The organism is Halococcoides cellulosivorans, from assembly GCF_003058365.1.
Classification (GTDB): Archaea; Halobacteriota; Halobacteria; order Halobacteriales; family Haloarculaceae; genus Halococcoides; species Halococcoides cellulosivorans.
In genome coordinates this window covers 2,509,718-2,524,269 of record NZ_CP028858.1, presented here as the reverse complement: position 1 = coordinate 2,524,269, position 14,552 = coordinate 2,509,718, and the positions used below count along the sequence as shown (strand labels likewise).

The 14,552-nt window shown below is 60.1% G+C and carries 14 protein-coding genes and 1 pseudogene; 11 read left to right on the top strand and 4 right to left on the bottom strand.

Annotated features, from left to right (window positions below; translation table 11 throughout):
• Positions 1 to 95 precede the first annotated feature (95 nt).
• The 9 genes from HARCEL1_RS12320 to HARCEL1_RS12270 all read left to right on the top strand — a co-directional run bounded on the left by HARCEL1_RS12320 (position 96) and on the right by HARCEL1_RS12270 (position 9,070).
• On the top strand, positions 96 to 1,292 hold the full coding sequence (locus HARCEL1_RS12320; protein WP_108383876.1) for a PQQ-binding-like beta-propeller repeat protein: 1,197 nt from the start codon (positions 96 to 98) through the stop codon (positions 1,290 to 1,292).
• 804 nt (positions 1,293 to 2,096) lie between these two features.
• Positions 2,097 to 2,537 (top strand): hypothetical protein, encoded by a 441-nt coding sequence (locus tag HARCEL1_RS12315; RefSeq protein WP_108383875.1) that lies wholly within the window; start codon positions 2,097 to 2,099, stop codon positions 2,535 to 2,537.
• A 358-nt stretch (positions 2,538 to 2,895) separates the two neighbouring features.
• Positions 2,896 to 3,714 carry a hypothetical protein gene (locus HARCEL1_RS12310; RefSeq protein ID WP_108383874.1) on the top strand — a complete coding sequence of 273 codons (819 nt, stop codon included), beginning with the start codon at positions 2,896 to 2,898 and terminating at the stop codon, positions 3,712 to 3,714.
• Positions 3,715 to 3,886: 172 nt separating this feature from the next.
• Positions 3,887 to 4,171, top strand: a complete 285-nt coding sequence (locus tag HARCEL1_RS12305) for a hypothetical protein (RefSeq protein ID WP_108383873.1) — start codon at positions 3,887 to 3,889, stop codon at positions 4,169 to 4,171.
• The gene (locus tag HARCEL1_RS12300; RefSeq protein ID WP_233357350.1) at positions 4,171 to 4,524 is read left to right on the top strand and encodes a DUF7558 family protein; all 354 of its coding nucleotides are present in this window, start codon (positions 4,171 to 4,173) and stop codon (positions 4,522 to 4,524) included. Before HARCEL1_RS12305 ends, HARCEL1_RS12300 begins: the two co-directional genes overlap by 1 nt.
• A gap of 60 nt (positions 4,525 to 4,584) precedes the next feature.
• Entirely contained in the window at positions 4,585 to 5,154 is a 570-nt protein-coding gene (locus HARCEL1_RS12295; protein WP_108383872.1) for a DUF7342 family protein, read from the top strand.
• Complete coding sequence (locus tag HARCEL1_RS12290; protein WP_108383871.1) at positions 5,147 to 5,584, top strand: hypothetical protein; 438 nt, start codon at positions 5,147 to 5,149, stop codon at positions 5,582 to 5,584. The genes HARCEL1_RS12295 and HARCEL1_RS12290 overlap by 8 nt, the downstream gene beginning before the upstream one ends.
• Before the next feature lie 950 nt (positions 5,585 to 6,534).
• Positions 6,535 to 7,401, top strand: a complete 867-nt coding sequence (locus tag HARCEL1_RS12275; RefSeq protein ID WP_108383870.1) for a DNA-binding protein — start codon at positions 6,535 to 6,537, stop codon at positions 7,399 to 7,401.
• A 742-nt stretch (positions 7,402 to 8,143) separates the two neighbouring features.
• A complete protein-coding gene (locus HARCEL1_RS12270) occupies positions 8,144 to 9,070 on the top strand; it encodes a transcription initiation factor IIB (protein ID WP_108383869.1) in 927 nt (308 codons plus the stop codon).
• On the opposite strand, the gene HARCEL1_RS12265 is transcribed toward HARCEL1_RS12270, so the two are convergent.
• The gene (locus HARCEL1_RS12265) at positions 9,067 to 9,555 is read right to left on the bottom strand and encodes a hypothetical protein (RefSeq protein WP_108383868.1); all 489 of its coding nucleotides are present in this window, start codon (positions 9,553 to 9,555) and stop codon (positions 9,067 to 9,069) included. The two genes, HARCEL1_RS12270 and HARCEL1_RS12265, sit on opposite strands and share 4 nt — an antisense overlap.
• 17 nt (positions 9,556 to 9,572) lie before the next feature.
• Positions 9,573 to 10,124, bottom strand: coding sequence for a DUF7342 family protein (locus HARCEL1_RS12260; RefSeq protein ID WP_108384303.1), 552 nt, complete (start codon positions 10,122 to 10,124; stop codon positions 9,573 to 9,575).
• A gap of 136 nt (positions 10,125 to 10,260) precedes the next feature.
• Between HARCEL1_RS12260 and HARCEL1_RS12255 the strand changes: the two genes are divergently transcribed.
• Entirely contained in the window at positions 10,261 to 11,136 is an 876-nt protein-coding gene (locus tag HARCEL1_RS12255; RefSeq protein ID WP_108383867.1) for a biosurfactant protein 1, read from the top strand.
• A gap of 154 nt (positions 11,137 to 11,290) precedes the next feature.
• Here HARCEL1_RS12255 and HARCEL1_RS12250 read toward each other — a convergent pair whose 3' ends face one another.
• On the bottom strand, positions 11,291 to 12,634 hold the full coding sequence (locus HARCEL1_RS12250; RefSeq protein ID WP_108383866.1) for a PQQ-like beta-propeller repeat protein: 1,344 nt from the start codon (positions 12,632 to 12,634) through the stop codon (positions 11,291 to 11,293).
• A gap of 320 nt (positions 12,635 to 12,954) precedes the next feature.
• On the opposite strand from HARCEL1_RS12250, the pseudogene HARCEL1_RS13995 reads away from it, so the two are divergent.
• A pseudogene (locus tag HARCEL1_RS13995) lies at positions 12,955 to 13,050 on the top strand (DUF6735 family protein); the annotation flags it as partial.
• Positions 13,051 to 13,139: 89 nt separating this feature from the next.
• Here HARCEL1_RS13995 and HARCEL1_RS12240 read toward each other — a convergent pair.
• A complete protein-coding gene (locus HARCEL1_RS12240) occupies positions 13,140 to 14,480 on the bottom strand; it encodes an outer membrane protein assembly factor BamB family protein (protein WP_159077143.1) in 1,341 nt (446 codons plus the stop codon).
• Positions 14,481 to 14,552: the final 72 nt, after the last annotated feature.

Genomic DNA, 14,552 nt, shown 5'->3' with positions numbered 1-14,552 from the left:
TCAGCTGTTCAGTATCTAATTCTAAGGGACTGATTCACACATTCAAATCTGTATTGCACAGAAAGCCTATATGATAATGCGAGAATGATTTGATTATGAACGGGCCCTCCCGTCGACGGTTCCTCAAGGGAAGTGCCATCGCTATCGCTGGTCTAGCAGGCTGTTCATCCCTCTCAGGCCACCCACCAGCTGACTGTTCCGACGAAGAGTTGGTTCACGAATCTGACGCCAATCTTAACCAGGCAGCATCGTGGCCATCGTACCAGTACGACTCGGCGAACACCGGACACAATCCGGAGGCGAGCGGTCCGAAAGACGATGTCGAGGTGGCCTGGCGATATCCCGCGTGTACAGAGGCCGAATCCGGTGCCGTCGTCCACGACGGACGTGTTTCTGCCGGTGGTCTCGTAGTGGACGGTCAGACGGGCCGCGCGGTCGGTGGTGAGTGGGACAGCCACGCTAGTACACCGACGTTCGACAACGGACGAGTATACGTTGGGGCGCACGATTTACTCGCACTTGACGCGACGACTGGCGAACGTGATTGGACGTTCGAGACCGACAGTGATAGCGGTGGGCTGGCGACTCCAGCCGTCGAAGACGGGACAGTATACACGCGAGGCCAATTCGACGATCCGACTATCTACGCCGTCGATGCATCGAACGGAGAGGAAATCTGGCGATTTGAACCCGACAGTGAGGGTCGTTTTCCGCTGGCGGTTGCCGACGAGACGGTCTACAGCATCGACGAAACATCGACAATCTACGCGATAAACGCGACCAGCGGAGAGGAACAGTGGCGTCGAACCCCATCGGCCGATATCAAGCGTTCGACTCCAGTCATCGGGGACGGAATCCTATATCTCGGTACAGGTGAGGGAGACCTCCTTGCCCTCGATGCCGACGATGGATCGAATGTGTGGCGACGTAGCCTTGGCACCGGCTCCGTTGGTCCTGTCGCTATCGCTGATGGAACCCTATTCCTTCCAGGCCAGGAAAAGTCTTTGATAGCACTGACTGCGTCTGACGGGCACGAAGAGTGGAGGCGTTCCGTCAGTGCGACGCTCTCGGGACCACCTGTCGTCGCAGATGATATTGTGTACGTCGTCGCAGGCCAAACGCTGTACACCTTCGATGCGAGTAACGGCGACGAAGGCTGGCAGTTCGAAACAAGAGAAGTACTGTTCGGAGACTACGAGCGAGGCTGGGTTAATAGTGGTCTCGCCGTCGTTGACGACCTCGTATATGTTGCCACGGCTCCCGGTGATCTCTATGCTCTTCAAGCACAGTGAGTTTCACCGACAACCTAGCGATTCCATCGGAAATCGCATCTATCTCAACCCATCCATCTGATTAAAATCGACGGTTCTGTTTTTGCCTGAACACCCCTCAGACCAGGATTCCTTCAAGAAGCGAAGCCGGAATGCTGAACTCAGGCTCTATATCACGCACGGTGTTCTTGAAATATATTGAGAAACTCGGTAGGGTGATCGGTGTGTAAGTGACCGGTATCCAACTAGTTGACTCCCGCAGCAGAATACAGTTTGAGGTTTCGCAGAGTTAGACTCCCATCAGAAATACTAGGTTTAGATTGCGGATCAGGACAGACGCCTCTAAATCGTCGTCGGGCAATTCTCAGCAGCTAAGACGGTCATATTCCAAGGTATCGGGGGTATTTCATAGTTCGAAGTGCTGAGCTGAAACCCTCGAAGAACTCACGATAGGGGACTCGCGAACCCGAAGACCTTCGAATACCGCCGATATCTCCTTCCTTACCCCGCCGTCAAGCAAATATTTGAATCGCAGAAATATCCCCGAAATCGTCGGGGTATATTTAACGCCCTCTAATCGGCCCGACGGGACTCTACTACGATATCCAGCCGTTATATTGAATTGCATATTGCGCGATTCGTCCAAAGAAAGAACCGCTATACAGGGTGCGAAGGCCGCCGGCTCTCTCAGGCCGAGAGGCCATCCCCGGACAGTTGAAGTCCACGATATATCAAAATCACCGCATTGATCAAACCGCTCCGCTCCGGTGGTGTTTTTCGCCCCCTCGAGAGGCGGAGGGGCGCAACACAAGCGCTCTTCAGACTATGATTTCGGAACGAACCGGCGAGACACGGTCAGAGCAGCGAGAGGCAACTACTTCCGACGACAAAGCTCCGTGGGCGAGCCTTGAGGTGACGGCTCCGATCGATCGGGACTACGCATCAGTCGTTTCACTCGTGGAGTGCGCCCTCGTCGAGTTGACCCACGAAGATGTGGGTGCCGTCTTCGTCTCACGGCAGATCGGGAGTACGACGCGCACCCAGTACGTCGCGATCGACGAGACCGGCGAGCGGTTCCAGAAGCGGTACGTCGATGACCGGCTGGGATGGTACGAGACCACCATCCCTCGACGGACCGTTCGTGATGAACTCATTACCCAGCTCAGGCTATCATCATTCCCGATGGCGGAGCATCCTCGTGAGGCGCCAGGGTGCGAGCCAGACACGTTCGCCGTGAAGCCGGTTCGAGACCTCCACACACCGTAGCGTAATTTCTTAACCAACATATCGAATCAATTCTCGCCCAGTGTTGGTTAACACTGGTGAGCGTGGCATGGAAAATTGGATTTCCAATATCCCCGAATTTACCAGAACCCACCTGTTAGGTCCAGAGCGTATATTCAATACAAGCCGAAAATTAGTATGAAAGTGAACGTGGGTCTGAGACGTGACGACTCATAGCGATTGGAACCACCCATTACCATAGTAATGATCTACAGCGGTAATGAGATCTGCAAGGTGGCCATCATTAGACACTATCTGTGAAGAAAGTCGCACCAACCAGGCGGAGTCAACTTGGGACCGACGCCACACGCTTTTGCCCTGGTGCATCGAAGCCCGCCATATGCCCCTTGTGGAAGAATACGACGATCCGTTCGACGCTGCAATCCACGCGTTCGAACTCTTTGGCTTCGACGAAATAGCCATTCTTGAGTCGGATATCCCTGCAGCCCAGGCCTCGGATACTGCCCGAGAGGCCCTCATCGCACATTTCCAGGAGGGGTGGGGCTATCCGGAGACCGATCCGGATTTCGATACCGCCTGGGCCAACATTGAACATTGGTTCCTCATTGCTTTCCCGACCAGTTTGGGCGCAGACTACAAGGTCCACGCTCACAAGATACCGAAGCGATTAACGCTCGTTCTCGACCAGTGGGGCTACGATGTCGACGTGACGCTCCCGGCCCAGCCCGACGCTCGGTACCCGTCACTTTCGGGCGAGCACCCTGAGGTGTTCATCGTGACGGTTACCGACACAGAGACCAACGAGACGGTCGCAGAACAAGCGCTTCGACTGTACCCACACGCCACTGAAACTCTGGCAGTTCAGGATCACACCGCCGCTGCTGAGCTCTGCAATGAGACTGTACTTGCGGAGTTGGGTTTAGAGATCGTTGGTCGTCGCGAACCACTTGGGGACGATACGCCGTTGCTATTGGCTGAAAGCGAACGTCTCGACGCCCTCGAATCAGAGTATGGCCCGGAAATCCCACTGTTTCACGATGAAGAGCCACTAATATACCGCCCTCTTCAGGAATACAGCGGCTTCGACGACTACGAACCTGACAATGCAATCGATCACAAGCAAGCCTTTGGCGTGCCCGAGCCGACAGATACGTTCCGCTTGGAAACCGCCGAGGCGACCCGTACATACTTCGAGTAATGGCCGGTGGGGCCATCTCATCACGCTTTCCTGAAGGGAATCTTGTTCATTGACGACGTCGCCGTCATTGGCTATCGCGACCCGCGACCGGACTGACGCTGGCCGCCCTGGCCGGTTTGTCGTGCACGCCGCGAGGCGTGCGGCGCGCGGCAAATGCGCGGCGTGATTCACTATGGATACTCCCGATCCTCACGACGATACGAGTGCTGACTACGAACAGATCGAAGCCACGCTCCTCGCTCAAGACCGTGACATTCCTGGCGTCGACACAGCGGACATCGACGACGCGATGGCCCGCAACCTGATCAGCGACCTCGTCGACGGGGACGTCGTCACTCCGATTCCTGAGCACCAGGTTCTGGTCCACGAACCGAGTGGGACCGCGTTCGACTCGACGACACTACTGGCGGTCTTCCACCGAGGCTGGACGGCGGCTCGGTACGCCGACGAGGAGTGATGCAACAAACACTCGTCGGCTGTGCTTTTTGCGACGCCCCGCCCGGCACCGAGACTGGCGTGGCGCATACCTGGAGACAAGACGAGCGAGTCAGCCACCCGATCTGTGTCGACTGCGCCATCCAGACGCGGTCGGACCCCGACGAGTGCAACCTCTACGCCTGCGACGGCTGTGGCCTCGTCGTCGACGCGCTCGCGGCGCTGACGCGGTTCCGCGTTGAGGTCGGACATCTCGACGGTCCGTTGCGCGACTCCGAGGTAACCGGAATATCTCATTTCCAGCTCTTCTCATCGTTCGATTTCAGCAGCAGTCTTAGCGAAAGACGAATGCGACCGCGATTCGAACAGAAATAATTCAGTATGCGATAGATATACATCGCTTCAAGCAGTAACCCCTAGTAAGAGGATTCACGAATGGATATCACCGACATCCCCGACGATGCGTACGCTGGTGACGAATCGCCGCCCGACCTCAACGAACTCGAATCACTCGAGTCACTACTCACGGACGGCCCCATTCGGGAGCGACTCCTCGACATCATCATCGAACTGCGAACTCCCACGAAGGTCTCTGACATCGCAGACCTCGTTGACTGTGATACTGAGACCGCCCGCGACTACCTCGAATGGTTCACCGAGATGGGGATCGTTCACCGTCACGACGGCCGCCCCGTTCGATACGAGCGTAACAATACGTACTTTCAGTGGCGACGCATCAACCATATCCGCGACGAATACACTGACCAAGAGATCGTCAATGCGCTCTCAGACGCCCTTGATCAAATCGAAGACTACAGAGCCCAGTTCGATGCAGACGCTCCCAACGATGTCTCGCTGGTGGAAGCCAGTCGTGACATGTCAACCGAAGACGCGTGGGAGGCACTCTCCGAGTGGGAAACGCTCGAACGTAGAGCAACGCTCCTCGACGCGGCACGACGCGATGACTTAGCAGCCAGTAGCAAACCCGGCCCGATCGATGCCTGACAATTCAGCTGACCCGCCCAGTACGGGTCCTATCGATGCTGAACTCCTCGACCGGATTGCCGGACATCTCGACCGAAGCGCTCGCTTCGACAAGGTCCACGCACGCCCTGTGTCTGCACCGAACGCTGTCGTTGCCGACTACGATCTGGGGTACTTCCCGAGCGGAGTCACGCGAGCGTACCTTCGGATTCGCTGGTTCGAGACTGACGATTTCAGCATCCACTACGCCGAGCAATACCAGACCGGGAATTCGTGGGAATGCCGCTGGGACCGCCACCCCAACGATCACAATACCCGTGAGCACTTCCACCCGCCCCCGGATGCACCGACACCAGGCCAGGACGAAGACTTTCCAAACGAGTGGCGAGGTGTACTCGGTACCGTTCTCGATCGGCTCGACGAACGGATTGAGGCATTTTGGAAGGAGTAGCGGACGGCGGCGACCCTATCTCCCGTCGGTATCACGTACCGGTACTCTCGTCCTCACCCACGATGACGTTGCTGACGCGGTCCGCAGTCTCACGATCATCTTCCGGTTCATCGAGGACCTGATGACCGGAGATAACTGACGGAGTCCTGCATTTCGGGAGGCGACCACACCCGAAAGCCCGCGGCCGCTCGGCATCCCGCGACCGCCGCTGCGCGCCTCGTGCCTGCGGTGCTTGACGGAGTCGGGGGACGCTCACGGCGCGACGCGCCGTGTGCTCGGGAGACGGCGTCTCCCGATGGCCGAGGCGGCCGCGCCCTTTCTGAGTCCGACCAGGTGGGAGATGACCCACTGAGCGAGAAAACGGCTGGCCAGGTGTACGTACCGGCCCGCCCCGCTCGCCGCTGCCGCCCTCCGCTTACTCACGGCTCACTGCGTTCGCCGTTCGCATCGAGCCGCTCCCGACTGGTCGCGGCTCGCTTCGCTCGCGACCGACCATTCCGGGCATGCGGGCGCTCTCCGCACCGCCCGCGCCCGTTCCGGGCTAAAATGAATGTGCCCTCGACGCCAGCGGGTAAGCGCGAGGGGTTGCGCGCTGTCGCTGCTCACCCCTCACGCTTACTCCGCTGGACGCTCGCTCCGGGCGGTTCACTGGAAGACTCACTCCGTTCGTCTTCCAAGCCCTGCCTCGCTGCTCGCGGGTCGTAGAACTCCCCGCTCGCTAGCCCGTGGCCTCCCGACGGTCGGCCACGCACCGCTCGGCAGGACGGCGCGCGGTTCTGGTTGGGTAGCTCCCTGAGGCGCGCTCTCGCTCGCGCCCAGAGGGCGCTCGCGAAGGCGCGAGCGAGAGCGCACAGATGGGTCTGTCAGTCGTCGTTATCGGAAAACCGCGATGTAGGAGCATCGCGGTGTCGGGCGCTGAGCGCCTTTAGTGGTACCCAGGTGAGATACCAATGTCAATTAACAACGCTAGTGGAAAAGTTGTTTCGGTCGATGAACAGGCATTCGAGACAGCGGGCGGTCGGGCGGTCGATGAAGAGGGCTTCCCGGTCGTCGACGAGACGCCGGAGTTCGAGGCGACAGTCGAGCAGGAGATACAGGCAAAGGTGGATGCAAACCACCCGGACGGGATCGCAGACACGAGCGAGGATCGGATATACGGAGTCACCCTCGAACAGGAGGAATGCATTCGAGCACGGGAAGCCGAACTGGAACACATCAGTGCCCAGGCCGAGCTGGGAACGCAGGAGGGACGGGAAGAGCGCACGCGGGCGGTCGTCAGCGAGCAGTGTCGCCGTGAAGAGCACGAGGCAGTGAAACGGACGGATCCCCGAGAGAAACTATCACAGGACGAACTCGCAACGGTGAACGAGCAGGCGAGGCGGATCAAGGCCAAGGTGAACGGTGGCTGGTCGAGAGCAGTCGTCGCGAAACAGATGGCAGAAAAGGTCCAGCGCGGTGAGGACGTCACGACGGCGGTGCTGGAGACACTCGAAGATCTGAAGGCGGCGCCGGGGGCGATCGTGCCCATTGCAGATGTGCCGAACGTCCCGGTCGGTGAGGTAACCGTCGAAGGGACCATCGAGACACTCTGGGAGCCATCCTCACCAAGCATCCAACAAGTCGGGCTCATCGAAGACGAAAGCGAGAAAATCAAGTTCACCGTCTGGACCAAGAGCAACCAGCCGGTCGTGCAAGAAGGCGAAACGGTCCAGTTCCGGGGAGCAGCCAAGAACTGGTACAAAGGTCGGTGCTCAATCGCGCTGACCGGGTGGTCGCAGATCTGGTTCCCAGAGCGCGGTCAGTGGTGGACAGTATAGCCAGCTGGCTCAGCCAGTTATTTTTTATTTGCCGGACCGACCCAAACCCCACCACCCCACCCTCCGCTCCGTGCTCGCTCCCTGCGGTCGCTGCGCGCGCAGCCACGACCTCAACCCAGCGGTCCAGGAGCAGGGATCACGATCGGAACCACAGGCGATTCGATCGGCAGAGTTTATCGGCGCCCAAGAGGGGCGCGGCAGCGAGGAATCAGGAATGCAGACAACAGTCGCAATATCGGCGACGGAAGTGGTGTCAGAGACAGACAGCTGTCCCGAGTGCACCGAGGACGCACTGGCCTACGAACCGATGCTCCACCACGGGGGACTGTACGAGATCACCTCGGGGCTCGCCTGCCAGTCGTGCACCTGGTCGCAGTGTCACTCGGAACGCTGTCCGAACTGCGGTGCGTCGACGCTGGTCAGCCAGGACACCGACGGTCGGGACGAGAAGACATGTGCCCAGTGCAGGTGGACGGGATCGCTCGGTGATGTGTCCATTCATCGGCAACCGTAGCGTCGGTGCCGGCCGTGGACCAAGCATGCCACTGGCATTGAAGCCCGTTCACCCACTACCCCCCACCCCACCCTCCTCCACGTTCCGGGCTGTTCACTCCGTTCACAGCCGGGCTTTCGCCACAGCACAGCAGTACGCCGACTCCCCACCGCTGGGAGTCTATTGACCCCTCAATGAGTGAGGGGCGTCCGAGAGCTGCGATCGCCGTGGTCCCCCCTCGTGAGAATCATGGCAACGAGAGACATCTACGACACTGGCTTCGACGAGGACATTCGAACGGACTCGAGTGCAAACCACTGTCCCGAATGCGACGGTCGGGTCAGCACCAACGCGATCGAAACACTCTGCGAAGACTGCGGCCTGGTCATCCAGGACCAGCGTATCGACCACGGGCCGGAGTGGCGGGCATACGACGAGGAGGACTGCGAACGAACGGGGGCACCGCTGACGGCCGCTCGGCACGACCGGGGCCTCTCGACCGAAATCGGTCGCGGTACCGACGCAAAGGGGAACACACTCTCCGGGCGGAAACGCCGCCAAGTCGCCCGAATGAAACGCGAGCACAGCCGGGGACGGTTTCAGTCGAAGGCCGAGCGGAACCTCGCACACGGGCTCGGAGAGGTCCGCCGGATCGTGAGCGCCCTTGAGCTGTCCGAAACTATTCGTGACCAGTCGTGCCAGCTCTTCCGGAGTGCTCAGAACGAGAATCTGCTTTGTGGCCGATCTATCGAGGCCATCGCCGCCGCCAGCGTATACGGAGCCTGCCGGTGCAATGGCCTCTCGCGATTGCGAGGCGAGGTCACAGAGATGGCCCGTGTCGCGGCGTCGCGAGTCACGAATGCCTACAACATGCTGAACAAAGAACTGGGCCTCCCTGCCGAACCCGTCGTCCCCAGTATGTACGTACCCCGACTGGCCTCAGACCTCAATTGTCCCGATGCGATCCACCAGCGGGCGCGGGGACTCGCGGAGCGGGCTGAAGAACTGGGAGCCACGACAGGCGTCCATCCGGCCGGGTTCGCAGCGGCCTGCCTCTACACAGCCGGTCTCGAGCAGGGCCACGGGCTGACGCAAGCCGAGGCCGCAGACGCCGCCAACATCTCGACGGCGACCATCCGAGCGCATCAGGAGACGATCGCTGAACGAGCTGACTAGACCGGCCAGGTTGGAAGCGAAGGGGTCCCATTCTTCCAGCGCATCGCCTCTACCGCCGACGGGAGCTGCTGGAGTCGGTCATCAAGGACGGAAAGCGGGTGTGCGTCAAGAAACGTCGCACCATGCCGATCGACGGGCGTGTCTTCGTGATTGAGTTGGATGTGACAGGGCCCAAGGTCCGGATGATCGCCGTCCTGGTGGAAGCCAAGCATCAGGTTCCGGTTCGGTTCGACCCAGTTGATACGGTAGTATTCACGGTCGACGCCAGCTGGGTACCAGAAGCGAATCTCCAGTCGTGCGTTCTCCACGTCGTAGGAGTTGCTCAGGAACAGTGTCGGATCGACATCCACGATGACGTATCGCGGCCGTCGTCGAGACGGTCGATACCGCACGGTTTCACACCCAGCCTCCCTCGTCAATCGGTCAGGAACATCTCGGAGGAGGGTTCGCTGTGTATATCGATCGCGACCGGCAAGGAAGATCATACTGTTGGAATGAGGGGTTAGCTCGTGGCGCGGTCAGCCACATCGGTCATTTCCTCGCGAGCAGCTATGACATCTGAATAGAGTTCCAATGCGTGTTTGATGAGGCGACGATCCTCCTCGTTCTCGCGCCAGAACGCGATAACGTCGCGCCGTTCGCGGAGTTCTTCACTTCCGAGATCGCCGTCGGCAAGCGACTGTTCGAGATCCTCCCACGTCTCGACGTCGTAGGTGGCCTGCCACTCCTCAATCTCCTCGGTGATCGCGGCCAATTCGTTCCGAAGCTCCTCGCGCGTGTTCTCCTCGATGAGCGTGCGGATTTCCTCGAAGAGCAGTCGCGTGAAGTCCGGCCGATAGCGCGTCGTCTCCCCGTCCTCAACGCGGCGCAGCTGCCCCTGCTCGACGAGCGCCTGAAGTTCCTCGCTGGTCGTGCCCCATGCGGCGTCGGCCTGCTCGCTAATCCAGTTGACTGAGCGGGGTTCGCGAAGCGTCTCCGCGACCGACCGAATACGTTCGCGGGCATTCATCGACTCAGCCCACGATTGGACGCCATCTCCCGGAGACTCGGACATACTGGTCACCTCTATCACGAGTGTTCGCGCCTGGCTCTCATATATGTTTGTACCCTCTCGTATAGTCAAGAGACTATCGCGATTGAGGCACCCCAGACATTGAAATACGATACCGGAAGAAACTACGAGTCAACCGATGCACAACCGATATACTGACTTCGAGGAACTACGGCCAACCGGCGAGGTATCCCACATTCCAGACGACACTCTCGAAGACGGCTGTGATGGCGACCCCCAGCGGCAACGCGTCGCAACGAGCACAGGGGGCTATCCCGACGTCTCGTCGGATGCCGAAGCGGAATGCCAGTCCTGTGGGGCTTCGATCCCAGTTGGCCAGACAAAGTGCCGGTGCTGCCTCAGCAACCACCTCGGCAACGAAGCCGTCAGTACGGACGAGACGGCGACGACGTTGCTCGGGATCGTCCACATGGTCGTCGATTCGACCACGTTCTACGGCGCTGTCGCGAAGGGCAGGGCCGCCACGAAACTCTACACCGCCACGGGAACGGAGTCGGCCGACGACTTTACGCTCATCTACGACCTCGAGGAGGCGCCTGCACCGCAGCTGACCGATCGATGGCCATCCCTCCCCGACGCAGTCCACGTTAACTCACCAGCGGGTGAGCAGCTGCTCTCAGCCGCCCGTGATCCAACAGGATGGGCTGGGCGCGGCACGTCGGCGACCGACCGGCAGGCCCCGACGCAGTTCTACGACGAGTGTGGACACGAGATCCACGATGAGTCTCGCCTCAGTGAGGTCCTCGACGACGCCGACCACGCGGTCTGGCTGGTCCCAGCGATGGCACTGACCGACGCTGCTGGCGAGGATGAATCAGATAGCCAGCGTTCGTCCCGACCGAGTGTTGAGCGCCTCGACTGTCAGAACTGCGGCCAGGCGACCGAGCATCGGTTCAAGGCCTACGAATCGGTCCCAGACGAGACGTGGTCAGGGCAACCGATCTGGGGGTGCCAAGAGTGTGGCACAGCTCGCTACGGCCCCGCCCTCGAGTAGTGGAGGGTCAACGAGAGTTAACCAACATCCTGTGAGGTGTTCCGAGTTTTGTTGTTTAATGAAACGAATATCCGAGATTTAGACGACAATCCCAGTGGAGAAAGTCGGTCGCGAGTTAGTCGGGCCTTCCCGACGACCAAATAAATAGGGTCGCTTACCGCCGCCAGCCGGTTTTAGTGCACTCGCCAGTATACGGATTCCAGGTCATATAGTCGTCGCACACCCAAGTACTCACTCCGGGAACGTCCCCGAATCCAGGAAACGCAATTCCCACGCCTTCCAGGTGCCAGCGGAGCAATCCGTCGAGGCCGACACCGATCACCGGTCGCTCTTCGGTGATTTCGCCGAACTGCGGGGCGTGGTCGAGCGGTGGCTGGACTGTTTCGAATGCCTCAAGCTCGGCGATTGGGACCGATCGGTCGGTCTCCACGTCGAACCGCACCACCACGACATCGTCGATCTGAAACGCCGTCTGCACGTCGAGCGGGGCTGATCGTGCCTCCCCTGGCAACGGGAGGCCACTGGTCCCGCAGGCCAGCGACACGTCACCAGTCTCAAGGTTAAGATCGAACCAGCGGCCGTCGTCCGTTCGAAGGGTTGGCCGGTCACCCATCGATCGGAACGTGACGAAGCGACCTTCGCCTGCTCGAGTCGACCGAGTCCATCGCCTCGATCCATCCTGGTCGAGGCAGACGAGGCGCTGGTCGTCCGAATCGCCCACCCAGACCAGGGTCGCCTTCGTGTCGCGATCGACAAACCGGTAGGGGGCCCGTGATCTGTGCTCTTTGAGTTCCACTACCGTCTTCGCGTGCCGATCGAGGCGTTCGACACTGTCGAACCGATCGATCCGACGACCGTTCGGCATTGCAATCTCGTTGCCGGCCAGTTGTGGGCGGGCAGGACGCAGCTCACCGGTCTCTGGGTCGACAGTGTGCCAGATCTCTTGATCGTCCACCAACGCGGTCACGCGTTCGGGCCCGGATCGAATCGTCGAGAACTCACCGTCTTCGCCCGTGTTTTCCCAGGCTAGCTTCCCGTCAGGAGTGACGCCGAGCAATCGCTTGCCGTCGCTGCCGTCGACGAGGGCGATCGCCACGTCGCCGTCGGAGCGGACCTGGTAGACGCGACTGTCTGTCTCGAGACTGCCCTCTGCCGCCGGGACAGTATAGCCGGAGATGCCCTCCTCCTGGACGTGCCCATCGTCGGGGTCAATCCGGTATCGGGACGTGGCCCTTGCTGTCTCGCCCCAGAGAGTGTCGCCGAGGATGGTACACCATCCAAATCCAGGGTTCTTCATCGTCGGTCGGACACTCTCTGAGACAGTCCACTCCAACTCGCCGGTACTGGGGTCCAGCGCGACCACGTTTTTTCGAACCCCCGTCGAGAATCGCACGAGCAACCGACCTTCGTGCTCGATGACCTGCTTGATCTGCCCGTCGAATGTCCGTTCCCATGCCGGGGTATGGAGGCGGCTGAGATAGACCCGGTACTCGGTCACAGAATCGAATTGTGTTGGTTTGGACAATAGCAATACCGATCTATGATGACTGGTTCCAGTCGCGGTCAGGACGCACATCCGTTCGTTGTCGTCGCTGTTCGTCGCAGTAGCTGACGAAGGTCCGGAGAATCGCCAACCCTGTCCTGGCGCACTTCTCAAAGGGGGGGGAACTGCTGCCCACCATGTTGCCAGCCTCGTTGGCGACGAGATGGGTAAAGTTGACCCCAGACTCCCTCAAGGCAGTCACCGCGCAATCTTGGTTCGAGTCACTATAGTGGGAATGGACGAAGTACGCGTATTCCCCGTCCCCGCCGGGAAGATGGTTGAAACGGAAGCTGGCTGAGCGAGTCGGGGACCGGCCAGAGTTGCTCATCCCGACCGAGGAATTACCCTTCGAGAAGCCGGTGATGAACCACTTTGAGCGCAAGGATGGTGGCGTGGCCGGGAGTCGTGGTCACGAAGGCATGTTGACTGACTCGAATCGCCAATCGTCCCGACGACCCGCTCATCGTCGCGAGCCGGTATCGGTGCACTCGCCAGTGTACGGATTCCAGGTGATATGAAAGTCGTACACCCAGGCACTCACACCAGGAACGTCCTTGAATCCAGGAAACGCAGCACCCGCGCCTTCCAGTTGCCAGCGGAGTGTCCCGTCGAGTCCAACGCCGATCACCGGTCGTTCTTCGGTGAGTTCGCCGAACGTCGGGGCGTGGTCGAGCGGTGGCTGGACCGGTTCGAACGCCTCGAGGTCAGCGATTGGGACCGATCGGTCGGTCTCCACATCGAACCGCACCACCACGACATCGTCGACCTGAAACGCCATCTGCACGTCGAGCGGGACTGATCGTGTTTCCCCGGGCAACGGCAGGCCACTGGTCCCGCAGGCCAGCGACACGTCACCAGTCTCAAGGTCCAGATCGAACCAGCGTCCGTCGTCCGTTCGAAGGGTTGGCCGGTCACCGAACGACCGGAAGGTAACGAACCGCTCTTCGTCGACTCGAGTCGATCGAGTCCATCGCGTCGATCCGTCCTGGCTCAAACAGACGAGACGCTGGTCGTCCGGATCGTCTACCCAGCCCAGGGTCGCCTCCGTATCGCGATCGACGAACCGATAGGGAGACCACGATCTCTGTTCTTTGAGTTCCACTACCGTTTTCGCGTGCCGATCGAAGCGATTGACGCTGTCGAAGCGGTCGATCCGACGGCCGTTCGGCATTGCGATCTCGTTTTCGAGTAGCTGCGGGCGGGCCGGACGCAGTTCACCAGTGTCTGGGTCGACAGCCAGCCAGATCTCGGGGTCGTCCTGCAACGCGGTCACGCCATCGGGCCCGGATCGAAGCGTCGAGAAGCCACCGTCACCGCCCTCGTGTTCCCAGGCTTGCTTCCCGTCTGTAGTGACGCCGAGCAACCGCTTGCCGTCGCTGCCGTCGACAAGGGCAATCGCCACATCGCCATCGGAGCGGACCTGGTGGACAGGGCTATCGGTTTCGAGGGTGCCTGTGGCCGCCGGGACAGTCGAGTCGGAGATACGCTCCCGGACCTGGCCATCGTCGAGATCGATCCGGTATCGGGATTCGGCCTCCGCTGTTGTAGCCCAGAGGCGGTCGCCGACGATCGTACACCACTCATAGCCTGGAAATCTCATCGTCGGTCGGGCCCCCTCAGAGACTTGCCATACCCGGTCGCCGGTATCGACGTCCAGCGCGATCAGGTTCTTCGAACGCTCCGTTCGGAGTCGGAAGATCAGCCGCCCATCGTGCTCGACGACCTGCGCGATATACCCCTCGAACGTCCGTTCCCACGCCGGCGTATACAGACGATCGAGATAGACACGGTACTCAGTCACAGGATCGAACTGTGTGGGTTTGGGGGATAGCGATATCGATCCGTCATGACTGGTTACGTTCGGAGTCGCGAT

What these genes read in the sequence shown, in the direction of transcription:
- HARCEL1_RS12260 (WP_108384303.1), bottom strand. Translation starts at nt 10,124, where the DNA reads ATGTCCGAGTCTCCGGGAGATGGCGTCCAATCGTGGGCTGAGTCGATG.
- HARCEL1_RS12290 (WP_108383871.1), top strand. Translation starts at nt 5,147, where the DNA reads ATGCCTGACAATTCAGCTGACCCGCCCAGTACGGGTCCTATCGATGCT.
- HARCEL1_RS12315 (WP_108383875.1), top strand. Translation starts at nt 2,097, where the DNA reads ATGATTTCGGAACGAACCGGCGAGACACGGTCAGAGCAGCGAGAGGCA.
- HARCEL1_RS12265 (WP_108383868.1), bottom strand. Translation starts at nt 9,555, where the DNA reads ATGATCTTCCTTGCCGGTCGCGATCGATATACACAGCGAACCCTCCTC.
- HARCEL1_RS12295 (WP_108383872.1), top strand. Translation starts at nt 4,585, where the DNA reads ATGGATATCACCGACATCCCCGACGATGCGTACGCTGGTGACGAATCG.
- HARCEL1_RS12255 (WP_108383867.1), top strand. Translation starts at nt 10,261, where the DNA reads ATGCACAACCGATATACTGACTTCGAGGAACTACGGCCAACCGGCGAG.
- HARCEL1_RS12300 (WP_233357350.1), top strand. Translation starts at nt 4,171, where the DNA reads ATGCAACAAACACTCGTCGGCTGTGCTTTTTGCGACGCCCCGCCCGGC.
- HARCEL1_RS12320 (WP_108383876.1), top strand. Translation starts at nt 96, where the DNA reads ATGAACGGGCCCTCCCGTCGACGGTTCCTCAAGGGAAGTGCCATCGCT.
- HARCEL1_RS12310 (WP_108383874.1), top strand. Translation starts at nt 2,896, where the DNA reads ATGCCCCTTGTGGAAGAATACGACGATCCGTTCGACGCTGCAATCCAC.
- HARCEL1_RS12275 (WP_108383870.1), top strand. Translation starts at nt 6,535, where the DNA reads ATGTCAATTAACAACGCTAGTGGAAAAGTTGTTTCGGTCGATGAACAG.
- HARCEL1_RS12305 (WP_108383873.1), top strand. Translation starts at nt 3,887, where the DNA reads ATGGATACTCCCGATCCTCACGACGATACGAGTGCTGACTACGAACAG.
- HARCEL1_RS12270 (WP_108383869.1), top strand. Translation starts at nt 8,144, where the DNA reads ATGGCAACGAGAGACATCTACGACACTGGCTTCGACGAGGACATTCGA.